The sequence below is a fragment of the Variovorax nivicola genome (assembly GCF_051216475.1).
Classification (GTDB): domain Bacteria; phylum Pseudomonadota; class Gammaproteobacteria; order Burkholderiales; family Burkholderiaceae_C; genus Variovorax.
Genome location: NZ_JBPJZK010000006.1, coordinates 45719 through 67119 on the forward strand (window position 1 = coordinate 45719; position 21401 = coordinate 67119).

The window sequence follows — 21401 nt, forward strand, 5'->3', positions numbered from 1 at the left end:
ACAGACATGGGCGCCCAATGGAAAGCGAAACACAAGGATCTGGCGGCCAATGCCAAGGGCCGGCTGTTCAGCAAGCTCGCCAAGGAAATCATGATGGCCGCGCGCAACGGCGCCGATCCGGCCTCCAACTCGCGCCTTCGGCTGGTCGTGGAGCAGGCGCGCAAGGCCTCGATGCCCAAGGACACGCTCGACCGCGCCATCAAGAAAGGTGCGGGCCTCACGGGCGAGGCAGTGCATTTCGAGCATGTGATGTACGAAGGCTTCGCGCCGCACCGCGTACCGGTCATGGTCGAGTGCCTGACAGACAACGTGAACCGCACCGCGCCTGAAATGCGCGTGCTGTTCCGCAAGGGCCAACTGGGCACCTCGGGCTCGGTGTCGTGGGACTTCGACCACGTCGGCATGATCGAAGCCGAACCCGCCAAGCCCGACGCCGACCCCGAAGTGGCCGCCATCGAAGCCGGCGCGCAAGACTTCGAGCCGGCCAGCGAAAGCCATCCCGCGGTCTTCCTGACCGACCCCACCGACCTCGACCTCGTGAGCCGCGCGCTACCGGCCCAGGGCTTCACCGTGCTGTCGGCCAAGCTGGGCTACAAGCCCAAGAACCCGGTCGATCCGGCAAGCCTGAGCGCGGCAGACCTGGAAGAAGTCGAAACCTTCCTGGCGGCCATCGACGCGAACGACGACGTGCAGAACGTGTTTGTGGGCCTGGCGGGCTGAGGCGCTGCCGTGCAGTGCCCTGTCTGCAATAACCTCAACGCGGCGACCGATGTGCGCTGCTTTCAATGCAACACCACGCTGATCCATGAAGCCGTGGGTCATTCCGACGGCTACCGGAAGACGACGCAAGCGCTGGATTCCCGCGTGTACAGCGGAGTCGGAGCGTTCTTCGGGTTCTGCCTCGTGGCGATCTTCCTGAAGTTCATCCTGCCCGGCGTGACGCTCAACGACCGGGAGATCTATCTCGCTGCCGCAGTGGGTGCCGGGATTGGCGGCTTCATAGGCCGTGCATTCCTGCGCGCGAAGCTGAAATAGGCCAAACGCCGCGCAAGAAGATGCCACCGCGGCGCCGACAACCGCATCCTGTGCCGTGACGCGGCCCAAGTTCGGGCCCGCGCTCGCAGGGTGCGCACCTATGCTCGATGAAGTCCTCTTCTTCATCCTTGGAGCTTTTCCATGTCCCTGCAAGATTTCAAGGTCCTCACCTTCGACGTCGTCGGCACGCTGATCGATTTCGAGGGCGGCATGCTCGCCTACCTGCGCAGCGCGGCGCCCGATGCCGACGTGAGCGACGACGACTTCCTCGCCGCCTACCGGCGCGCTCGCGCCGATGGCAACTCCGGCTGGTACCCCGACGACCTGGAGCGCTGCTGGCACGCCGTCGCGCCCGCGCTGGGCCTGCCCGACACCGACGCCATCGCACAGGGCCTGCGCGACTCGGTCGCGCAATGGCCGGCTTTCCCCGATTCGGTGGAGGCGCTGAAGCGGCTCGGCAAGCGCTTCAAGCTGGTGACGATGACCAACGCGCAGGCCTGGGCGCTCGCGCATTTCGACAAGACCCTGGGCTCGCCCTTCGACATGCTGCTGAGCTGCGACGATGCGCTGTGCGAGAAGCCCGACGCGCGCTACTTCGCCTATGCACGCGGCCGCTTCGAAGGCGCCTGGGGCTACAAGCAGGCCGACAACCTGCACGTGGCGCAAAGCCAGTACCACGACATCGGCATCTCCAAGCAGCTGGGCATCACCACCTGCTGGATCGAGCGCCGCCATGCGCAAAAGGGTTCGGGTGGCACCCTCGAATCGAAGCACACCGTGCCCGACTACCACTTCCACACGCTGGCCGAGCTGGCCGATGCAGTCGAGGCGGGGCTTTGAGCATGACTGGCATCACCATCCTTCGCCAGTCAGCCACCATCGGCGGCCTGCAAGACCAGGGCACGCCTGCGCGGCCCGTGAGCCAGCCGCCCTGCCGGCTGAGCGGCATTGACGTCGAGCTCGCGGGCGCGGGCGACAACAAGAGCGGCATCTGGCAATGCGAGCCCGGTCGCTTCGAGCGCCAGCTGGCCAACGCCGAGGTCATGCACATCCTCGCCGGTGCCTGCACCTTCACGCCGACCGATGGCGCCCCGCTGGAGATTCGCGCGGGCGACACGCTGTTCTTTCCGGCGCACACCACCGGCGAGTGGCACGTACACGAGACCTTGCGCAAGGTCTTCGTCGTAATGGCGCAGCAATAAGCGACAGCGGCCTCAGGCCGCTTGCTTCGCCAGCTCGTTCGCAAACCGGCCGATGGAGAAGCTCTCGATAGGCGTCGAGGTCTGACCGGTGGCGATCAGCTCGGCCATCGTCTCGCCCACGCCCGGGCTGATCGCAAAGCCTTCGCCATTGAAGCCGAAGGCGTAGTGCAGGCCCGGCACGCGGGCGCTAGCGCCCATCACGGGCTGCCAGTCGGCGGTGTAGCCCTCGATGCCGCTCCACACGCGAATCAATTGCACGTGCTCGAAGGCCGGCACGAAGCGGCGCAGCTCGCGCATCTGGCGCAGCACGTTGTCAGGCTTCACGTAGGCGCGGATGTGCTCCGCATGCGCCGGCCCCTTGAGCCCGCCGCCGAAGACGATGTTGCCGCGCGCAATCTGCCGGAAGTACAGCCCTTCGTGCTCGATGGGCGAAGAGATGCCGATGGATGGACCGATGGCGTAGGGCAGCGGCTCCGTCACCCCCATCTGCGGGCCGCGCGCCTCCATCGGCACAGCCTCGCCGAACTGTTCGGCCATGCGGTTCGACCACGCGCCGCAGGCCACGAAGAGCTGTGCCGCGCGAAAACGCCGGCCGTCCGCCGTGTGGGCGACGAAGCCCGCGCCGTCGCGCTCGACCTGCACCACCTCGGCCTGCTCGACGATGTTCGCACCCGCACGCCGCGCAGCGCGCGCGAAGGCCGGGCCGGCCAGTCGCGGGTTGGCATGGCCGTCGTCCGGTGAGAGCGAACCGCCCACGATGCCGGGCGCGAAGATGCCCCAGCGCTTGCGCAATTGCTCCGCAGTGAACAGTTCGAGATCGAGGCCCAGCGGCTCCACGTCTCTTGCATGCTGCTCCAGCACCGCCGCCTGCTGCTCGGTGTAGCAGACACGCAGGTGGCCGTAGGGCACGAACTCCAGGTCTTCACCGAGCAGTTCCTTCACGCGGCCCCAGACGGCGCGCGCACGGTTGGCCAGCGGCATCTGTGCCAGCGCGCGGCCCTGGCGGCGCACATTGCCGAAGTTGGTTCCGCTGGCCTGGCGGCCCACGAGCTCGCGCTCGAGCAGCGTGACCGACAGGCCATGCTGGCGGCGCAGGAAGAAAGCGGCGGTGGTGCCCATCAGGCCGCCGCCGAGCACCAGCACGTCGGTGGTGGTCGTCATTGCATTGCTGCTCATGCCTGTTGCACCTCGCGCGTGTTCATCATCAGCGGCTTGACCGGCGCCTGCGAGCGCAAGCGCCCCACCAGTTGCACCGGCACGCCGCTGGCCTGCGCCACGATCTCGGCCGACGCATGGCCGCAGAAGCGGCCCTGGCAACGTCCCATGCCAACACGGCTGAAGGCCTTGGCGCGGTTGACTTCATGGCTGTCCATCTCGTTGACGCAGCGGCGCAGTTCGCCGGCCGTCACGGCCTCGCAGCGGCACACGACCGCGTCGTCGGGCAGTGCCGCGGCCTGCGCATGCGGCCACGGAAATGCGCGCGCCAGGCCTTCGCGGAAGCGATTCATCTGCGCCAGGGTGCGGCGCAGCGCGGCGGACTCGGCGTCGTAAAGCGCACGGCCCGGCGCATGGCCGAGATCGGCCAGCGCAGCGAGCGCTGCCAGCCGGCCGGCGGCCTCGGCACCATCGGCCCCGAGGATGCGAACCCCGTCGCCGGCCAGGTACACGCCCTGCGTGCTGCTGCGGCCGTCGGCATCGATGCGCGGCAGCCACTGCCGGCTCAGCGGTTCGAATTCGAAGTCGCAGCGTGCGAGGTCGGCCAGCTGCGTTTCGGCGCGCAGATGCCAGCCGAGGCCCACCGCATCGCACTCGAAGCGCTGCTCACTCCCTTGGGCATCGCGCACGGCCACGGCCTGCACGCCCAGGCTGTCGTCGCCATCGATGCGCAGCGGCGCCACTCCCTGCAGCACCGGCACGCCCGTGCGGCGCAGCCCACGGATCAGCCCAAGCCCGCGCAGCGCCAGCCGCGGCCGCGCGAGCAACCCGGCCACGGCGCCCCAGGGCTTGGCAGCCGGTGCGGTGTCGAGCACCGCCGCCACCTGCGCGCCAGCCTGCACGTACTGCGAGGCCACGAGGTACAGCAGCGGGCCACTGCCCATGAAGACGACGCGCGAACCAATGGCGCAGGCCTGCGCCTTCAGCGCGATCTGCGATGCGCCCAGGCTGTAGCAGCCGGCGCGGTGCCAGCCCGCCACGGGCATCAGCCGGTCGGTGGCGCCGCTGCACACCAGCAAGGCATCGAAGGGCAGCGTCTGCGGCTCGCCGGCATGCACGACATGCAGCGCGCCTTCGCTCACGTTCCAGGCCAGCGTGTCGCCGCGGTAGTCGACGTGATCGCGCAGCGCGTCGAAGTCGCGGTGCAGCGCCTGCGCCTTCTCGGCCTCGGTGCCATAGAGCTTGGCGTAGGGCCGCTTGAAGCCCTCGGGCTGGCGGCGGTAGATCTGGCCGCCGTCGCGCCGGCCTTCGTCGATGACGATGGGCCGCACGCCGGCGCGCACTAGCGCCTGCGCAGCGCGCACGCCGGCGGGCCCCGTACCGACGACGACGATGCGCGGTGAAGAAGGAGGCACCCCGCTCATGCCCCGGCCTCCGGAGAGTGACGCGCCAGCGACTGCTGCAGGTCCGGCGTCACCGGCCATTGGTTCGCGGGCGGATGCGTGAGCACCGACATGCCCGCCTCCACGGCCGTCGAGCAGGCGCGCAAGCGCTCGCCGGCCGGTGTCCACACCCAGCAGTCCTGGCAGGCCCCCATCAGGCAGAAGCCGGCGCGCGGCCCGTCGCCGAACTCGCTGTCGCGCACGCGCCGTCCGTCGCTCAGCAGCGCCACCAGCAGCGTGTCGCCGGCCAGTGCGGTGCGGGCCTCGCCGTCGATGTGCAGGGTCAGCGCGGGCCGGTCGGTTTCCGCGAGCCGCACGAAGCGGGCGGGCGGCTGGAAGCGAGGCTTGGGTTCGGGCATGGAAAGTCGAAGGCGCCGGTCAGCGCTCGTGAGGGAAAAGCCGTTCGATCGGACAGTGCGTCTTGATGAACGGCGACTTGATGACGATGTAGCTGAAGTACTTCGCGATACCGATGTTGCGTTCGAGCAGCCCCTCGATCACTTCCTGGTAGTGGTTCACGCCACGGGTGAGAAAGCGCAACAGGTAGTCGTAGCCGCCGCTGACCAGGTGGCATTCGAGCACCTCGTCGACCTCGCGGATCGCGGCCTCGAAGCGCACGAAGTCCTCGCGGTGGTGGTCCGACAGCGTGACCTCGGTGAACACGGTCAGCGTGTCGCCGAGTTTTTCGAGCCGCAGGTGCGCGCCGTAGCCGGCGATGTAGCCGGCCTGCTCCAGCCGCTTCACGCGAATGAGGCAGGGGCTGGGCGACAGCCCCACCGCATCCGCCAGGTCGACGTTGGTCATGCGCCCGTTCTTCTGCAACTGGGCCAGGATGCGAAGGTCGAGTCGGTCGATCTTGAAAGCTTCTGACATGGCGGTGCCTGATAACGAGAGAAAACCCGATTCTGCGTCGTCGGCCGCCGGTCTTGCGGGCTTTGCGTGCCTGTTCGTTCAGGCTGCCAGCGCAGCGCGGACGTCGGGCGCATCGAGCACTTCGTCGAGCGTCTTCTTCAGCCGCGCGAACATCTGCGCAAACTCGTCCTCGGTGAAGGTGAGCGCAGGCGCAAAGCCGAGGATGTGGTCACCGAAGGAGCGGAACACCAGGCCGTTGCGGTAGCCGGCGGCGAAGATGCGATCGGACAGCCCCAGCGCCGCATCGAAGCCGCGCTTGCTGGCCTTGTCGCTCACCAGCTCGAGCGCGCCCAGCAGGCCGCGGTGGCGCGAATCACCCACCAGTGGATGCGCGAGCAGCGCGTCGAGCCCGGCGGCGAAGTGCGCCGCGCCGCGCTGGCCGTTGGCGAGGATGCCGCCTTCCTCGTAGAGCCGCAGCACTTCGAGTGCAACCGCGGCGCCGACCGGGTGCGCCGAATAGGTCGCGCCGTGGCCGATGGATGCTCCTGCCGGTGCGCCGTCGGCGATGCCGGCGTAGACCTTCTCCGACATCATGGTCGCACCCAGCGGCACGTAGCCAGCTGTCAGGCCCTTGGCCATGGTCATCAGGTCGGGCTCCACGCCTTCAGCATCGCAGGCGAACATGGGGCCGGTGCGGCCGAAGCCGGTGATGACTTCGTCGACGACGAAGAGGATGTCGAGCTCGCGCGCCGCATCGCGCATGGCCTTCAGCCAGCCCTTGGGCGGCACGACGACGCCGCCCGAGCCCTGGATGGGTTCGCAGAAGAAGGCGGCGACGTTGTCAGCACCCAACTCGGCCACCTTGGCACGCAAGGCCGCGACCGACGAGGCGATCAGCGCCTGCGGATCGGCGCCGTCGGCATGGCGATAAGCGTAGGGCGACGCGATGTAGTGCTGCGTGGGCAGCGGCAGGTCGAAGCCGCGGTGGAAGGCCGGCAGCGCCGTCAGGCCCGCGCCGGTGGACGACGATCCGTGGTAGCCACGCTCCAGCGAAATGAACTGCTTCTTCGACGGCCGGCCGGTCGCGTTGTAGTACTGCACGATGAAGCGCACGGCGGCATCGACTGCCTCGGAGCCGCCCAGCGTGAGGTACACGCGGGTCAGCGAAGCGGGCGTGATCTGCACCAGCTTCTGCGCGAGGCGAATGGCAGGCTCACTGCTGAAGTGGAAGTAGCCGGTTGCGTACGGCAACTGGCGCATCTGCTCGGCGGCGGCCTGCACCACGCTCTCCTGCCCGTAGCCCACGTTCACGCACCACAGGCCGGCGAAGGCGTCGAGCAGTTCGTGGCCGTTGTTGTCGGTCAGCCATGCGCCGCGGCCCGAGGCCAGCACGGTGGGGCCGCGCTGCTCGTGCACGCGCCAGGGCGAGACGGGGTGGATGAGGTGCGCGCGGTCGATTGCGTCGAGCGCGGCTTGGTGGGGCAATGCGGTGGGGTGCGTCATGGCGGTGTTGGAGGGAGCGAGAGCGAAGGAGGCTTTCGATGCCCTCAGCTTAGGCGGCACACCGCACGAGGTGGTGCTGCTTTGGGGGTGTCGCACAAAGCAGGCTGCGGTTGTGTGCGTGGCACGCAGCAGATCGTGCGGTCGGTCTTCCTTCTTCCCTTCTTCCCTTCTTCAATACCCGCGCGCGCGATCGACCAGCCCGAGCATCGGCTCGCCGGCTTCGAAGCGTTCGAGGTTGTCGAGCACCACTTCCGCCGCGCTCAGCGGCTGCGTCATGCTCGCGATGTGCGGCGTGAGCTGTATGCGCGGATGGCGCCAGAAGGCATGCTCCGGCGGCAGCGGCTCGGGGTCGGTCACATCGAGCACCGCATCGCCGATCTGCCCGCTTGCGAGTGCGGCCAGCAGGTCGGCGTCCACGAGCTGAGGTCCGCGTCCCACGTGCACCAGCCCAGCTCCCGTGGGCAACAACGAGAACAGCCGCGCATCGAGAAAACCACGCGTCGAATCGGTCAGCGGCAGCAGGCACACGAGGATGTCGGTGCGGGCCAGAAAGGCCGGCAGTTCGTCAGCGCCGGCATGGCATTGCACGCCATCGACGGCGTGCCGCGAACGGCTCCATCCGGCGCAGTCGAAGCCCAGCGCAACAAGCTGCGCCAGCACGGCCTGCCCGAGCGAGCCCAGCCCGAGCACGCCGATGCGCCGCTCAGCAGCGGGCCGTACGGGCAACGGCTTCCACAAGCCTTCCTGCTGCTGGCGCCGGTATTGCGGCATGTCGCGATGCAGGCCGAGCACAGCATGCGTGACGTACTCGACCATGCCGCGCACGATGCCGGGCTCCACCATGCGCACAACCGGCAGTTCGGTCGGCAACGCCGTGAAGTCGAACTGATCGACACCCGCACCGGAGGAGAACAGCACTTCGAGATTAGGAAAGCGCCCCGCCAGATCTTCCGGTGGCTCCCAGGCCGCGAGAAAGCGCACCTGCGCGGGATCGCCGATGTCGGGCCAGATGCGGAAGTCGATGTCGGGTGCGCGGCGCTTGAACACTTCGGCCCACAGGCGGCCTCGCGTCGGGTCTGACTTGTAGAGGAAGGTGGTTTTCATGATTGACTGGACTCGGCTGGAAACACGTTCAGGGTGCGTGCGAATGACACCGGGTACTCCCCTCCGCGAATGTCCCCCGGCCTTCGGCCTCCTCCTTTATTTCGCTGCGGGGAGCACCCGATGCCATTCGCACATGGGCGCAGTCGTTGCGCCGGCCGCATGAGCGCCGCGCCCATCGATCACGTCGATGGGGTGTCTTGCGCAGCGAAATAAAGGAGGAGGCCGAAGGCCGGGGGACATTCGCGGAGCAAGGCACCCCGTCGGCGTGATCGCACCCCGAAAAACGACCTTTCATCCAACAGCCTGAGTAACGATGGCAAAGAGCGAAGGCCCACCCGCCGGCGTGGCAAGCGGCGCACCACGCACCATCGTCGTGGGCGCATCCACGCGCAGCAAACCGATGCTCTCCAGACACTCGGACAGCCCACTGTCGAAATCGATGTCAATGCGCGTGAAGTGCCCGGCATTCACACTGGCCAGATGCGCGATCAACGCCTTCGCGCCATCGACATCAGGCGCAACCACCGGCCCTATCGAATGACCGCGCCCGAAGCGACGCAGCATCGCAAAGCCACGCGGTTCGTTGTCATGGTCGAGCACCACGCAGGCATCGGCGGCGGACAGCAGGTCGGCAATCAGTGCATCGCGCGGCATGCCCCGCGCCGCGGTGTCGAGGGCCTGCAACGCCGCTGCCTCGTGAACGCCAGCAGGTCGCAGACGCCAGCCCGGTTGCAAGGCCACCAGCGGCGCCGACTGCGCGATGCCCTGGTGTTGCCGAAGCTCGCCGGTGCGCACGAACCCCAGCCGCTCGTAGAGGCCGCGCCCTTCGGCGGTCGCATGCAGCAGCACCGTGCGGTCTTCCAGGCCGTCGAGCAGCGCGCTCATCAGGCGGTGCCCGATTCGGCGGCCCTGGCAGGCCGGCGCCACGATCACGAGGCCCAAGGTTGCGTGACGTTCGCCCCAGAGCCAGCGCAGGGCGCAGCCGACGATTTCGCCGTCGCGCTCGGCTACGACGCCCTCGGCATGCGCGAACACCTGCGCCCAGTCTGCCAGCCGATGCGGCCAGCGCAGCAGGTCCGTCAGCGCCTGTGCGAATGGCAGGTCGGCAGGCGTCATCGGTCTCAGCAGCACGCCGTCGCCGGCGGGTGCATTCGGGGTCTGGTCGGGCATTGAAGGGTCTCGGTAACGAAGAGGATGTTCCTTCCATCTTGGACGACATCGGCGCACGGTGCCATACCGAAATCGACGTTCAACGCAACTTGCAAGCTTCGGCTGCCACGCGCCCGGGTTTTGCAATTCGCTGCGGTGCAGTGCCTGCGTACGCATACAAATGCTGTGCCAACCTGCCTAGGATCGATCGCCGCTCTTGCGGTGTTCTCGCAACCTACGCCCATGCAAGCCTTCGACCCGCGACAGATCCACGTGCCTTCGGGCCATTTCATAGGCGGGCGCCTCGTGCCCGACGCCGGCCGCATCGTGGTGCACAGGCCCTCCGATGCGCAGGCGCATGCCGAGCTTCCGCTGGCCGATGCCGACACGGTGGACGCTGCCGTGCGCGACGCATGGAGCGCCTGGCGCCACAGCGACTGGGCACGCCGCGCGCCGCGTGAACGCGCTCGCGTGATGCGCCGCTGGGCCGAGCTGATCGAGGCCGATGCGGCAAATCTCGGCCCGCTGGAAGCCGTGTGCTCCACGCGGCCGGTGCGTGACGCCATCGCGTGGGACGTTCCCTTCACGGCCGAGGGCCTGCGCTTCTTCGCCGAGTACGCGGACAAGCTCGGCGGCGAAGTCGCGGCAACGCGCCACGACCACCTCGGCATGGTGGTGGCCGAGCCTTATGGCGTCATCGGCGCGATCACGCCGTGGAATTTTCCGCTGGTCATGGTGTCGTGGAAGGTCGGCGCAGCGCTCGCGGCTGGCAACGCGGTGGTGCTCAAGCCATCGGAGCTCACGCCATGGTCGGCGCTGCGGCTGGCCGAGCTGGCCATCGAGGCCGGCGTGCCGCCGGGGCTGTTCAACGTCGTGCAGGGCGACGGCCGCACCACTGGAGACGCGCTTTCGCGCCACCCGCTGATATCGAAGATGACCTTCACCGGCTCCACCCGCACCGGCGCCGCCATCATGGCCGCCTGCGCCATGACCGGCCCCAAGCCGGTGACGCTGGAGCTCGGCGGCAAGAGCCCGCAGCTGGTGTTCGACGATGCGCCCGACGTGGACCGCCTGGCCGGCATGATCGCCGGCGCCATCACCGGCAACGCGGGGCAGGTGTGCGTGGCCGGGTCGCGGCTGATCGTGCAGCGCGGCATCGCAGAGGCGCTGGTGGAGCGCATCGCGGCACGCTTCGCGGCGATGCGTCCGGGTGCGACCTGGGACGACACGGCCACACTGCCGCCCATCATCTCGACGCCGCAGGCCGGCCGCATCCTGGAGATCGTCGATCGCGCGCGCGACGCCGGCGCCACCGTGCGCTGCGGCGGCGGCCTGTTCGACGGCGGCCCCGGCGGCGCCTACTTCCAGCCCACGCTGATCGAGGGCGTGGACGGTGCCAACCCCGCGGTGCGCGAAGAAATCTTCGGCCCGGTGCTCACGGTGCAGACTTTCGCCGACGAAGAAGAAGGCCTGGCGCTCGCTGCCCACGAGCACTACGGGCTGGCCTCCGGCGTGCACACCGCCGACATCGGCCGCGCGCTGCGGGCGATGCGCGGCATCAGCGCCGGCACGGTCTGGATCAACCGCTACGGGCGCAGCGCCGACTTCGTGATCCCCACCGGGGGTTATCACCAATCGGGCATCGGCAAGGACCTGGGGCGCCAGGCGGTCGAGGCCAACCTGCGCTTCAAAAGCGTGCTCATCGACTTCGCCGCGACGCACTGAGGTGCGCCGCCGCACGCATGGGGGGCAGACCGCATGGCATGCCGCCGCGCCCCCTTCAAACCGCAGCTTCATCGCGGCGGGCAACGTTTTTCCCTACAACTCCAGAGCGGCTGCGTGCTGCAATCAATTCGTAATGAGCTTGTCGCAATTGCCGTCCAAAGCAGGCGACCCGACCCGGCCGGCGACCGGTTTGAATGAACCCAAGGATTCGAGACCATGACCTTCAAGCCCAAGTACGTGACCTTCGACTGCTACGGAACGCTGACCCGCTTTCGCATGAAGGAGATGTCGCGTGAGCTCTTTGCCGATCGCATTCCGGCCGAACGCATGGAACAGTTCATCGCCGACTTCGCGGCCTACCGCTTCGACGAGGTGCTGGGCGCCTGGCAGCCCTACCAGGTGGTGCTGAAGAACGCAGTGCGGCGCCTGTGCCGCAAGTGGAAGATCCAGTACTTCGACCTGGACGCGCAGAAGATCTATGACGCGGTGCCCACCTGGGGCCCGCACGCCGACGTGGCCGCCGGCCTGGCCAAGGTGGCAAAAGAAATCCCGCTGGTGATTCTGTCGAACGCATCGGACGACCAGATCCAGAAGAACGTCGCGATGCTCGGCGCGCCCTTCCACCGCGTCTACACCGCGCAACAGGCCCAGGCCTACAAGCCGCGCCTGACGGCTTTCGAATACATGCTCGACTCGCTCGGCTGCAACCCGGAAGACGTGCTGCACGTGTCGTCCAGCCTGCGCTACGACCTGATGTCGGCGGACGACCTGGGCATCGTCAACAAGGTGTTCGTGAATCGCGGCCATGGGCCGGGCAACCCGGCGTACCGCTACACGGAGATTCAAGACATCGGCGGCCTGCCCGGCGTCGTCGGTCTCTGATCTTTCTTCTTTCTTGCAGCACCAGCCCCACGCCATGAAGCTCGACTCCTACTGGACCGATTCGGCGCCAGCCTTCGTCCCCGCGGCACATGAGTTGCCGGCGCAGGTCGATGTCGCGATCGTCGGTGGCGGCTTCACCGGCCTGTCGGCAGCTCTGGCACTGGCGCGGCGCGGCGCCCGTGTCGCGGTGCTGGAAGCCGGCACACGGGTGGCGGCCGAAGCGTCAGGCCGCAACGGCGGGCACGTCAACAACGGGCTGGCCGTCGACTACGCCGATGTGGCGGCCAAGGTCGGCGTCGAGCGCGCTCGCGGCTGGTATCACGCGTATGACGCCGCGGTCGACACGGTGGCACGGCTGGTGCGCGAGGAGGCCATCGACTGCGACTTCATGCGCCACGGCAAGCTCAAGCTCGCCACGCGGGCGAACCAGATGGCCGCGCTCGAGCGCAGCGCGCAACGGCTGGTCGACGACGGCGTGGACTGCGACGTCGAGATCCTCGACGCAGCGCGCGTGCGCGCCGAGGTGCAGAGCGAACGCTTCCACGGCGGCCTGCTCTACAAGCGCAGCGGCCAGATGCACATGGGCCGATTCGCGCACGGCCTGGCGACGGCCGCTCAGCGCAACGGCGCACAGATTCACACCGGCACCGAGGTGAGCCGCATCGAACGCATTGGCCAGGGCCATGCGCACCGGCTGCACACCGGGCGCGGCATGGTCACGGCGCAGCAGGTGCTGCTGGCCACGGGCGCGACGCGCCATGGCGGCTACGGCAGCTTCGGCTGGCTGCGCCGGCGCATCGTGCCGATCGGCAGCTTCATCGTAGTCACCGAGCCGCTGGGCGCCGAGCGTGCGCAGGCATTGCTCGCGGCGCGGCGCACGTACACGACCATCGCGAACATCCACCACTACTTCCGGCTAACGGCCGACCACCGTCTGGTGTTCGGCGGACGCGCGCGCTTCGCGGTCTCCAGCCCGCAGTCGGACGCCGCGAGCGGCGACATCCTGCGCGCGGGGCTGGCCGAAACCTTTCCACAGCTCGGCGCGGTGCGGCTCGACTATTGCTGGGGCGGACTGGTCGACATGACGCAAGACCGCCTGCCGCATGCCGGCGAACGCGACGGCCTCTACTACGCCATGGGCTACAGCGGCCACGGCACGCAGATGTCTGTGCACATGGGCGAACGCATGGCCGCCGTGATGGGCGGCAATGCAGGCGCCAACCCCTGGCAGGGCCGCGAGTGGCCCGCCATTCCCGGCCACTTCGGCCCGCCGTGGTTCCTGCCGGCGGTGGGCTTCTATTACCGGCTCAAGGACAGGCTGGCCTGAGGGCTTGCAGCAGTCATTTCTTTCGTTCGTTTCCGATTTCTTCCACCCCACGGCCTCCCAGGAGCACCCACCATGAGCGACAGCAGCAACAAGAGCTTCGAAAACCTCGTCGGTCCCGACGAAAGCCTTCGCGTGATGGCATCGCTGCGACGCGGCGCCTCGCGGCGCGACATCCTGACGATGCTGATGGCCGGCGGCATGCAGGCCACGCTGGCCGGCAGCCTGGCGGGCATGGCGGTGTCGGCCCACGCGCAGACGCCGCGGCGCGGCGGGCGCATCCGGGTGGCGGGCGCCACCGCCGCGGCAACGGACACACTCGATCCGGCCAAGCAGTCGAACCAGACCGACTACTCGCGCTGCAACATGATCTACAACAGCCTGACCTCGCTGGACGGCAGCCTGACGCCCCAGCCCGCGCTGGCCGAATCGTTCACCACGAAGGACGCCAAGACCTGGGTGTTCACGCTGCGCAAGGGCGTGGTGTTCCACGACGGCAAGCCGCTCTCGCCCGCCGACGTGGTCTTCTCGGTGATGCGCCACAAGGACCCGGCCACCGCCTCCAAGGCCAAGGTGCTCGCCGACCAGATCGAGAGCGTCAAGGCCACGGGCCCGAACGAAGTGACGGTGTTGCTGAGTGCGCCCAATGCCGACCTGCCGGTGATCCTGGGCACCTTCCACTTCCACATCGTCAAGGATGGCACCACCGACTTCAATGCCGGCATCGGCACCGGCCCCTACAAGCTGAAGGAATTCAAGCCCGGCATCCGCTCGCTGGTGGTGCGCAACGAGGCCTACTGGAAGCCCGGCAAGCCGTACCTGGACGAGATCGAGTTCGTCGGCATCGGCGACGAGAGCGCGCGCGTCAACGCGCTGCTGTCGGGCGGCATGGACCTGGTGGGTTCGGTCAACCCGCGCTCGGTGGAACGCGTGAAGGGCACGCCCGGCTTCGGCATCTTCGTGACCCAGTCGGGCCAGTACTCCGACCTGGTGATGCGCAAGGACGTGGGCCCCGGCGCCAACCCGGACTTCGTGCTCGGCATGAAGCACCTGTTCGACCGCGAGCAGATGAAGAAGACCATCGCGCTCGACTACGCAGTGGTCGCCAACGACCAGCCGATCGACCCGACCAACCGCTTCTACTTCGGCGGCCTGCCGCAGCGCCCCTTCGACCTGGACAAGGCGAAATTCCACCTGCAGAAGGCCGGCGTCACCGGCAAGGTGCCGGTGGTGGCGTCTCCCGCGGCGCTCTACTCGGTGGAAATCGCGCTGATGCTGCAGCAGACCGCGCAGCGTGCCGGGCTTGAGCTCGACATCAAGCGCATGCCGGCCGACGGCTACTGGTCGAACCACTGGCTCAACAGCCAGGTGGGCTTCGGCAACGTCAACCCGCGTCCGAGCGCTGACGTGCTGCTCACGCAGTTCTTCCAGTCGGGCGCGGCCTGGAACGAGTCGCGTTGGAAGAGCGAGAAGTTCGACCAGTTGCTGCTCGCCTCGCGCGCCGAGACTGACCTGGCCAAGCGCAAGCAGATGTATGCCGACATGCAGACCATGATCCACCAGGACGCCGGCATCGGCATTCCGCTTTTCCTGGCGAGCATCGACGGCCACACCTCCAAGCTCAAGGGGCTGTCGCCGATTCCGCTCGGCGGCCTCATGGGCTACAACTTCGCCGAGAACGTATGGCTGGAAGGATGAGCTCACCCCCAGGCTGCGCGCACTTCGTGTCGCTACGCCAACCCCCTTGCAGGGGGCAACACCAGCGGCCCGGCAAAGCCGGTTCCGCGGTGTTCCTCGAACGGGCCTGGCTTCGATGGGCGATGGGAGTGCGTGGCGAGCAAATGGATTCGCTGATATGAATCGACAGATCCTCAAGCTGCTCGGCCAGCGCATTGCGCTGGCGCTGCTGTCGCTGCTGGCGGTGTCGGTGATCGTGTTCTCGATCACCGCGGTGCTGCCCGGCGACGCGGCCCAGGAGCAGCTCGGCCAGGACGCCACGCCGGAGGCGCTGGCCGCGCTGCGCACGCAGATGGGCCTGGACGTGCCCGCGCCCAAGCGCTATGCGCAGTGGCTGCTGGGCATCGCGAAGGGCGATCTCGGTCGCTCGGCCACGACGCAGATGCCGGTGTCGGAGCTGGTTGCCAGCCGCCTGCCCAACTCGCTGCTGCTGGCCGCTGTCACGGCCCTGTTCTCGGTGCCGATCGCGCTTGCGCTGGGCATCGCCTCGGCGGTGTGGCGCGGCTCGTGGTTCGATCGCGTGGCCTCGACCTCGGCAGTGGCGGTGGTGTCGGTGCCTGAGTTTCTGGTGGCGACGCTGGCGGTGCTGGTGTTCGCGGTCAAGCTGCGCTGGCTGCCGGCGCTTTCCTTCGTCAGCGACATCGATTCGCTGGGCCAGATGCTGCAGGCCTTCGCGATGCCGGTGCTGGTGCTGTGCTGCGTGATCGTCGCGCAGATGATGCGCATGACGCGCGCCGCCGTCATCGACCAGCTCGAAGCGCCCTACATCGAGATGGTGCGGCTCAAGGGCGCCTCGCCGATGCGCATGGTGCTGGCGCATGCGCTGCCCAACGCGGTGGGCCCGATCGCCAATGCGGTGGCGCTCAGCCTGTCGTACCTGCTCGGCGGCGTGATCATCGTGGAGACCATCTTCAACTACCCGGGCATCGCCAAGCTGATGGTCGACGGCGTCTCGCAGCGCGACATGCCGCTGGTGCAGACCTGCGCCATGATCTTCTGCTGCGCCTACCTGATCTTGGTGACGGCCGCCGACATCTGCGGCATCGTCGCCAACCCGCGGCTGCGGCACCGCTGAGAAGAGGCAGCAAGCATGGAACCGTCCACTTCCCCCTCCTCTTCTCCGGCCGTGAACGCCACGGCCTCCATTGCCGTCGCGCCTCCGCCCGAGCCGAAGCGCGGCCGGCTGCACTGGCTCGCGGGCTTCGGCGTATCCGGCCTGCTCGGCCTCGCGGTGCTGCTCTTCTGGATGCTCGCGGCGGTCTTCGGCCCCTGGCTGCTCTCGTTCGGCACGGACACCACGGGCACCTCGAACGTCTTCATGCCGATCGGCGCGGCGCATTGGCTCGGCACCGACTACCTCGGCCGCGACATGCTGGCGCGCGTGATCGAAGGAGCGCGCTACACGGTCGGCGTCGCGCTGCTCGCCACGCTCGTGGCCAGCGGCACCGGCACCGTGCTGGCACTGCTGGCGGCAGCCAGCGGCCGCTGGATCGACGCAACGCTCAGCCGCTGCCTCGACACCCTCACGGCAATCCCGAGCAAGATGTTCGCGCTCATCATGGTGGCGGGCTTCGGCTCCTCGGTGCCGATGCTGGTGGTTACCGCGGCCATCATCTACGTGCCGGGCGCCTACCGCATCGCGCGCTCGCTGGCCGTGAACATCAATGCGCTCGACTACGTGACCGTGGCGCGCACGCGCGGCGAAGGCACGCTCTACATCATGCTGCGCGAGATCCTGCCCAACATCGTCGGCCCGATGCTGGCCGACCTGGGCTTGCGCTTCGTCTACACCGTGCTGCTGCTGGCGAGCCTGAGCTTCCTCGGCCTTGGCATCCAGCCGCCGGCCGCCGACTGGGGATCTCTGGTGCGCGAGAACATCGGCGCGCTGGCCATGGGCGGTGCTTCGGTGATCGTGCCGGCGCTGGCCATTGCGAGCCTGACCATCGCGGTCAACCTCGTCATCGACAACCTGCCCGGCGGCGCCGCGCGAGAAAGAGGAACACGCTGATGGGAGCACCACTCACTGTCCAGGGCCTGAGCATCTGCGCCGGCGCGAGCACACTGGTCGACAACCTGAGCTTCTCCGTGCAACCCGGCGAAGTGCTGGCGCTGATCGGCGAGTCGGGCTCTGGCAAGACCACCACCGCGCTGGCGCTGATGGGCTATGCGCGCCACGGCTGCCGCATCTCGGCGGGCAGGGTGCAGATCGGCGACACCGACGTGCTCGCGCTCGATGCCCGTGCGCAGCGCGCGCTGCGAGGGCGCACCGTCGCCTACATCGCGCAGAGCGCGGCGGCCTCCTTCAACCCTTCGCGCACGATCATGGACCAGGTGGTCGAGCCGACCGCGATCCACAGCCTGTGCAAGCGGGCCGAGGCGGAGGCAAAGGCAGTGCAGCTGTTCCGCGAGCTGGCGCTGCCCGATCCGGAAAGCATCGGCGCGCGCTATCCGCACCAGGTGTCGGGCGGCCAGCTGCAGCGGCTGATGGCGGCGATGGCGCTGATCGGCGACCCCGACCTCGTGATCCTCGACGAGCCGACCACCGCGCTCGACGTGACCACGCAGATCGAAGTGCTGCGCGCCTTCCGCCGCGTGGTGCGCGAACGCCGCGCCACCGCGGTGTACGTGAGCCACGACCTGGCGGTGGTGGCGCAGATGGCCGACCACATCCTGGTGCTGCGCAACGGCCGCATGCGCGAGCTGAACGCGACCGGGCAGATCCTCGCCGCGCCGGCCGACGAATACACGAAGAGCCTGCTGGCCGCCGCGCGGCCCGTGCCGCGTGCTTCAGCCGGGGCCACCGACGACGGCCGGGAACTGCTGCTCGAAGTGCGCCAGCTCTCGGCCGGCTACGGCCCGGTGGATGCGCAGGGACGCCCGGCCAAGCCGATCCTGCAGGACATCGACCTGAAGCTCTATCGCGGCCAGGCGATCGGCGTGATCGGTGAATCGGGCTCGGGCAAGACCACGCTGGCGCGCGCGGTGGCTGGCCTGCTGAAGCCCAGCCACGGCAGCGTGCTGTTCCACGGCCGCGAACTGAAGCCCACGCTGCAGCAGCGCGAGCGCGACGAGCTGCGCCGCATCCAGATCGTGTTCCAGATGGCCGACACGGCGCTGAACCCGTCGCAGACCATCGAGCGCATCCTGGCGCGGCCGCTGGAGTTCTACAAGGGCCTGCGCGGCGAGCCGCTGCAGCGGCGCATCCGTGAGCTGCTCGATCTGGTGAAGCTGCCCCAGACCGTGGCCGGACGCCTGCCGGGTGGCCTCTCGGGTGGACAGAAGCAGCGCGTGAACCTGGCACGCGCTCTCGCGGCCGACCCCGACCTGATCCTGTGCGACGAAGTGACCTCCGCGCTCGACACGGTGGTTGGCGCAGCGGTGCTGGACCTGATGGCGGAGCTGCGGCGCGAGCTGGGCGTGTCGTACCTCTTCATCAGCCACGACTTGCACACCGTGCGCGCGGTGTGCGACGAAATCGTCGTGATGCAGCACGGCCGCAAGCTCGCGCAGGTAGCGCGCGCCGACTACGACCGTGGCCCGCACCACCCCTACTACGAGCTGCTGGCGCGCTCGGTTCCCGAATTGCGCCAGGGCTGGCTCGACGAGATGGACCGCGCGGATCGCAACGCCGCGCTTGCATCATGAGAAAGACAGAAATGACACCGACCTTCCGCATCGCGCTGATCGCCGGCGACGGCATCGGCAAGGAAGTGATGCCCGAGGGCCTGCGCGTGGTGCAGGCCGCCGCGGCGCGCTTCGGCTTCGAGCTCGACTGCCGCACCATCGACTGGGCCAGCGCCGACTACTACGCCGCGCACGGCCAGATGATGCCGGACGACTGGAAGGAACAACTCAAGGGCGTCGACGCGCTGTACTTCGGTGCCGTCGGCTGGCCCGCGACCGTGCCCGACCACGTGTCGCTCTGGGGATCGCTGCTGAAGTTCCGCCGCGAGTTCGACCAGTACATCAACCTGCGCCCGGTGCGCCTGTTCGAGGGCGTGCCCTGCCCGCTGGCCGGCCGCAAGCCCGGCGACATCGACTACCTCGTGGTGCGCGAGAACACCGAGGGCGAATACACCTCGCTCGGCGGCGTGATGTACGAAGGCACCGAGCGCGAGATCGTGATCCAGGAATCGGTCTTCTCGCGCCACGGCGCCGACCGCGTGCTGAGGTACGCCTACGAGACCGCGCGTGCGCGCAAGCGCAAGCACCTGACCGTGGCCACCAAGAGCAACGGCATCGCGATCAGCATGCCCTGGTGGGACGGACGCGCCGACGCGGTGGGCCTCGACTTTCCTGACGTGACGGTCGACAAGCAGCACATCGACATCCTGTCGGCGCGCTTCGTGCTGCAGCCCACGCGCTTCGACGTGGTGGTGGCGAGCAACCTGTTCGGCGACATCCTCTCCGACCTCGGGCCCGCGACCACCGGCACCATCGGCCTCGCGCCGTCGGCCAACCTGAACCCCGAGCGCAAGTTTCCGTCGCTGTTCGAGCCGGTGCATGGCTCGGCGCCCGACATCTACGGCCAGAACATCGCCAACCCGATCGCGATGATCTGGTCCGGCGCGCTGATGCTGGACTTCCTCACGCAGGGGCAAGGCGCGGGGCGTGCGGCGCACGACGCGATCCTGGCCGCCATCGAAGCAGTGCTGCGCGACGGGCCGCGCACGCGCGATCTCGGCGGCACGGCCAGCACTACCGAAGTGGGCATCGCGATCGCCGAGCGCGTTGCCTCTGCCTGAAGAAATACCTTTCGACCATGACAACACTCGAACTCGAACACAAAGACCTGATGCCCGGCCGCCAACTCATCGGTGGCGAATGGCGCGAGGCCGGCGACGCCCGCCGCCTCGATGTGACGGACCCAGCGACCGACGCTGTCTTTGCCAGCGTGCCCGACGGCACGGCCGCCGACGCACGCGCGGCCGTCGATGCCGCGCACGCGGCCTTCCCCGCATGGCGCGCAGTGCCGGCCAAGCAGCGCGCGCAGATTCTCAAGCGCTGGAACGACCTGATGCTGGCGCATCAACAAGACCTGGGCAAACTGATCTCGCGCGAACAGGGCAAGCCGCTGGCCGAGGGCGTCGGAGAGATCGCCTATGCGGCCAGCTATGTCGAGTGGTTCGCCGAAGAGGCCACGCGCGCCAACGGCGAAGTGATTCCCGCGCCAGTAACGGGCCGCCGCATGCTTGCGCTGAGAGAACCTGTGGGCGTGGTCGCGGCGATCACGCCGTGGAATTTTCCCGCCGCGATGATCGCGCGCAAGATCGCACCGGCCCTCGCTGCCGGCTGCACAGTGGTGTGCAAGCCGGCCGAAGACACGCCGCTGACCTCGCTGGCACTCGTGAAGCTGGCGCAGGAAGCGGGCGTGCCGCCCGGCGTGCTCAACATCGTGACCGCATCGCGCGAACGCACGCCCGGAGTGGTGGACGTGTGGCTGGCCGACGCGCGCGTGCGCAAGATCAGCTTCACCGGTTCCACGCCCGTGGGCAAGCACCTGGCGCGGGCTTCGGCTGACACGCTGAAGAAGCTCTCGCTCGAACTCGGCGGCAATGCGCCCTTCATCGTGTTCGACGACGCCGACATCGACGCCGCGGTGGAAGGCCTGATGGCCGCCAAGTTCCGCAACGGCGGCCAGACCTGCGTGTGCCCGAACCGCGTGTTCGTGCAGACCCGGGTGCACGACGCGTTCGTCGACAAGCTGGCCGCACGGGTCGGTGCGCTGCGCGTGGGGCCCGCCACCGAGCCAGACTCGCAGATCGGCCCGATGATCAATGCGCGCGCGGTCGACAAGATCGAGCGCCATGTGCGCGATGCGGTTTCCAGGGGCGCGCGCATCGTCGTCGGCGGCGAGCGGCTGCGCAATGCGCGCTGCGACGGCCCCAACTACTACGCGCCCACCGTGCTGGTGAATGCCGACTCGACGATGGAATGCAGCTGCGAGGAAACCTTCGGCCCCGTGGTGCCGGTCACGCGCTTCGAGACCGAGGCCGAAGTGATAGCCGCCGCCAACGACACGCCCTTCGGGCTCGCGGCGTACTTCTATTCGACCGACGTGCGCCGCATCTGGCGCGTGGCCGACGCGCTGGAGTCGGGCATCGTCGGCATCAACGAAGGCGCGCTGGCGGCCGAGGCCGCGCCCTTCGGCGGCGTAAAGGAATCGGGCTACGGCCGCGAAGGCTCGGTGCATGGCCTGGAGGACTACATGCACATCAAGTACGTCTGCCAGGGCGGGCTGTGACGGCGCCGGCCTGAGGTGCGGCGGAATGGACGGCCCGGGTCGTCGGA

Annotated in this window: 20 protein-coding genes; 13 read left to right on the forward strand and 7 right to left on the reverse strand. The window is 68.4% G+C overall.

From position 1 onward, the window contains the following. Positions 1-6: 6 nt before the first annotated feature. The 4 genes from ACSFBF_RS23885 to ACSFBF_RS23900 all read left to right on the forward strand — a co-directional run bounded on the left by ACSFBF_RS23885 (position 7) and on the right by ACSFBF_RS23900 (position 2237). Positions 7-720: a YebC/PmpR family DNA-binding transcriptional regulator gene (locus tag ACSFBF_RS23885; RefSeq protein WP_435471331.1), complete on the forward strand. Its 714-nt coding sequence runs from the start codon at positions 7-9 to the stop codon at positions 718-720. Between the two features lie 9 nt (positions 721-729). Then, positions 730-1035, forward strand: a complete 306-nt coding sequence (locus tag ACSFBF_RS23890) for a zinc finger Ran-binding domain-containing protein (RefSeq protein ID WP_435471333.1) — start codon at positions 730-732, stop codon at positions 1033-1035. Positions 1036-1176: 141 nt separating this feature from the next. Beyond that, entirely contained in the window at positions 1177-1875 is a 699-nt protein-coding gene (locus tag ACSFBF_RS23895; RefSeq protein ID WP_435471335.1) for an HAD-IA family hydrolase, read from the forward strand. 2 nt (positions 1876-1877) lie between these two features. Beyond that, positions 1878-2237, forward strand: a complete 360-nt coding sequence (locus ACSFBF_RS23900) for a cupin domain-containing protein (protein ID WP_435471337.1) — start codon at positions 1878-1880, stop codon at positions 2235-2237. Positions 2238-2249: 12 nt separating this feature from the next. Here ACSFBF_RS23900 and ACSFBF_RS23905 read toward each other — a convergent pair whose 3' ends face one another. The 7 genes from ACSFBF_RS23905 to ACSFBF_RS23935 all read right to left on the reverse strand — a co-directional run bounded on the left by ACSFBF_RS23905 (position 2250) and on the right by ACSFBF_RS23935 (position 9463). Further along, complete coding sequence (locus ACSFBF_RS23905) at positions 2250-3413, reverse strand: NAD(P)/FAD-dependent oxidoreductase (RefSeq protein WP_435471339.1); 1164 nt, start codon at positions 3411-3413, stop codon at positions 2250-2252. Further along, a complete protein-coding gene (locus ACSFBF_RS23910; RefSeq protein WP_435471341.1) occupies positions 3410-4816 on the reverse strand; it encodes an FAD/NAD(P)-dependent oxidoreductase in 1407 nt (468 codons plus the stop codon). The genes ACSFBF_RS23905 and ACSFBF_RS23910 overlap by 4 nt, the downstream gene beginning before the upstream one ends. Beyond that, positions 4813-5193, reverse strand: coding sequence for a (2Fe-2S)-binding protein (locus ACSFBF_RS23915; protein WP_435471343.1), 381 nt, complete (start codon positions 5191-5193; stop codon positions 4813-4815). The genes ACSFBF_RS23910 and ACSFBF_RS23915 overlap by 4 nt, the downstream gene beginning before the upstream one ends. A gap of 19 nt (positions 5194-5212) precedes the next feature. Then, on the reverse strand, positions 5213-5707 hold the full coding sequence (locus ACSFBF_RS23920; protein WP_007828485.1) for an Lrp/AsnC family transcriptional regulator: 495 nt from the start codon (positions 5705-5707) through the stop codon (positions 5213-5215). Between the two features lie 78 nt (positions 5708-5785). Then, on the reverse strand, positions 5786-7189 hold the full coding sequence (locus ACSFBF_RS23925) for an aspartate aminotransferase family protein (protein ID WP_435471345.1): 1404 nt from the start codon (positions 7187-7189) through the stop codon (positions 5786-5788). A 171-nt stretch (positions 7190-7360) separates the two neighbouring features. Then, complete coding sequence (locus ACSFBF_RS23930) at positions 7361-8293, reverse strand: 2-hydroxyacid dehydrogenase (RefSeq protein ID WP_435471347.1); 933 nt, start codon at positions 8291-8293, stop codon at positions 7361-7363. Positions 8294-8584: 291 nt separating this feature from the next. Next, positions 8585-9463, reverse strand: a complete 879-nt coding sequence (locus ACSFBF_RS23935) for a GNAT family N-acetyltransferase (protein ID WP_435471348.1) — start codon at positions 9461-9463, stop codon at positions 8585-8587. Between the two features lie 222 nt (positions 9464-9685). Between ACSFBF_RS23935 and ACSFBF_RS23940 the strand changes: the two genes are divergently transcribed. The 9 genes from ACSFBF_RS23940 to ACSFBF_RS23980 all read left to right on the forward strand — a co-directional run bounded on the left by ACSFBF_RS23940 (position 9686) and on the right by ACSFBF_RS23980 (position 21354). Beyond that, the gene (locus ACSFBF_RS23940; protein ID WP_435471350.1) at positions 9686-11167 is read left to right on the forward strand and encodes an aldehyde dehydrogenase family protein; all 1482 of its coding nucleotides are present in this window, start codon (positions 9686-9688) and stop codon (positions 11165-11167) included. Between the two features lie 216 nt (positions 11168-11383). Next, positions 11384-12049 carry a haloacid dehalogenase type II gene (locus ACSFBF_RS23945; protein ID WP_435471352.1) on the forward strand — a complete coding sequence of 222 codons (666 nt, stop codon included), beginning with the start codon at positions 11384-11386 and terminating at the stop codon, positions 12047-12049. A gap of 34 nt (positions 12050-12083) precedes the next feature. After that, a complete protein-coding gene (locus ACSFBF_RS23950) occupies positions 12084-13376 on the forward strand; it encodes an NAD(P)/FAD-dependent oxidoreductase (RefSeq protein WP_435471354.1) in 1293 nt (430 codons plus the stop codon). Positions 13377-13448: 72 nt separating this feature from the next. Next, a complete protein-coding gene (locus tag ACSFBF_RS23955; RefSeq protein ID WP_435471356.1) occupies positions 13449-15071 on the forward strand; it encodes an ABC transporter substrate-binding protein in 1623 nt (540 codons plus the stop codon). A 157-nt stretch (positions 15072-15228) separates the two neighbouring features. Further along, complete coding sequence (locus tag ACSFBF_RS23960) at positions 15229-16185, forward strand: ABC transporter permease (RefSeq protein WP_435471358.1); 957 nt, start codon at positions 15229-15231, stop codon at positions 16183-16185. A gap of 15 nt (positions 16186-16200) precedes the next feature. Further along, positions 16201-17118, forward strand: a complete 918-nt coding sequence (locus ACSFBF_RS23965) for an ABC transporter permease (protein WP_435471360.1) — start codon at positions 16201-16203, stop codon at positions 17116-17118. Further along, positions 17118-18755: an ABC transporter ATP-binding protein gene (locus tag ACSFBF_RS23970; protein WP_435471362.1), complete on the forward strand. Its 1638-nt coding sequence runs from the start codon at positions 17118-17120 to the stop codon at positions 18753-18755. The genes ACSFBF_RS23965 and ACSFBF_RS23970 overlap by 1 nt, the downstream gene beginning before the upstream one ends. An 11-nt stretch (positions 18756-18766) precedes the next feature. Then, on the forward strand, positions 18767-19855 hold the full coding sequence (locus tag ACSFBF_RS23975) for a tartrate dehydrogenase (RefSeq protein WP_435471364.1): 1089 nt from the start codon (positions 18767-18769) through the stop codon (positions 19853-19855). A 17-nt stretch (positions 19856-19872) separates the two neighbouring features. Further along, positions 19873-21354, forward strand: coding sequence for an NAD-dependent succinate-semialdehyde dehydrogenase (locus ACSFBF_RS23980; RefSeq protein WP_435471366.1), 1482 nt, complete (start codon positions 19873-19875; stop codon positions 21352-21354). Positions 21355-21401: the final 47 nt, after the last annotated feature.

Bases quoted from the DNA above. Each gene is read 5' to 3' on its own strand.
- ACSFBF_RS23935 (WP_435471348.1), bottom strand. From the start codon at position 9,463: ATGCCCGACCAGACCCCGAATGCACCCGCCGGCGACGGCGTGCTGCTG.
- ACSFBF_RS23945 (WP_435471352.1), top strand. From the start codon at position 11,384: ATGACCTTCAAGCCCAAGTACGTGACCTTCGACTGCTACGGAACGCTG.
- ACSFBF_RS23970 (WP_435471362.1), top strand. From the start codon at position 17,118: ATGGGAGCACCACTCACTGTCCAGGGCCTGAGCATCTGCGCCGGCGCG.
- ACSFBF_RS23925 (WP_435471345.1), bottom strand. From the start codon at position 7,189: ATGACGCACCCCACCGCATTGCCCCACCAAGCCGCGCTCGACGCAATC.
- ACSFBF_RS23895 (WP_435471335.1), top strand. From the start codon at position 1,177: ATGTCCCTGCAAGATTTCAAGGTCCTCACCTTCGACGTCGTCGGCACG.
- ACSFBF_RS23975 (WP_435471364.1), top strand. From the start codon at position 18,767: ATGACACCGACCTTCCGCATCGCGCTGATCGCCGGCGACGGCATCGGC.
- ACSFBF_RS23950 (WP_435471354.1), top strand. From the start codon at position 12,084: ATGAAGCTCGACTCCTACTGGACCGATTCGGCGCCAGCCTTCGTCCCC.
- ACSFBF_RS23940 (WP_435471350.1), top strand. From the start codon at position 9,686: ATGCAAGCCTTCGACCCGCGACAGATCCACGTGCCTTCGGGCCATTTC.
- ACSFBF_RS23955 (WP_435471356.1), top strand. From the start codon at position 13,449: ATGAGCGACAGCAGCAACAAGAGCTTCGAAAACCTCGTCGGTCCCGAC.
- ACSFBF_RS23900 (WP_435471337.1), top strand. From the start codon at position 1,878: ATGACTGGCATCACCATCCTTCGCCAGTCAGCCACCATCGGCGGCCTG.
- ACSFBF_RS23915 (WP_435471343.1), bottom strand. From the start codon at position 5,193: ATGCCCGAACCCAAGCCTCGCTTCCAGCCGCCCGCCCGCTTCGTGCGG.
- ACSFBF_RS23980 (WP_435471366.1), top strand. From the start codon at position 19,873: ATGACAACACTCGAACTCGAACACAAAGACCTGATGCCCGGCCGCCAA.
- ACSFBF_RS23965 (WP_435471360.1), top strand. From the start codon at position 16,201: ATGGAACCGTCCACTTCCCCCTCCTCTTCTCCGGCCGTGAACGCCACG.
- ACSFBF_RS23930 (WP_435471347.1), bottom strand. From the start codon at position 8,293: ATGAAAACCACCTTCCTCTACAAGTCAGACCCGACGCGAGGCCGCCTG.
- ACSFBF_RS23920 (WP_007828485.1), bottom strand. From the start codon at position 5,707: ATGTCAGAAGCTTTCAAGATCGACCGACTCGACCTTCGCATCCTGGCC.
- ACSFBF_RS23960 (WP_435471358.1), top strand. From the start codon at position 15,229: ATGAATCGACAGATCCTCAAGCTGCTCGGCCAGCGCATTGCGCTGGCG.
- ACSFBF_RS23910 (WP_435471341.1), bottom strand. From the start codon at position 4,816: ATGAGCGGGGTGCCTCCTTCTTCACCGCGCATCGTCGTCGTCGGTACG.
- ACSFBF_RS23885 (WP_435471331.1), top strand. From the start codon at position 7: ATGGGCGCCCAATGGAAAGCGAAACACAAGGATCTGGCGGCCAATGCC.
- ACSFBF_RS23905 (WP_435471339.1), bottom strand. From the start codon at position 3,413: ATGAGCAGCAATGCAATGACGACCACCACCGACGTGCTGGTGCTCGGC.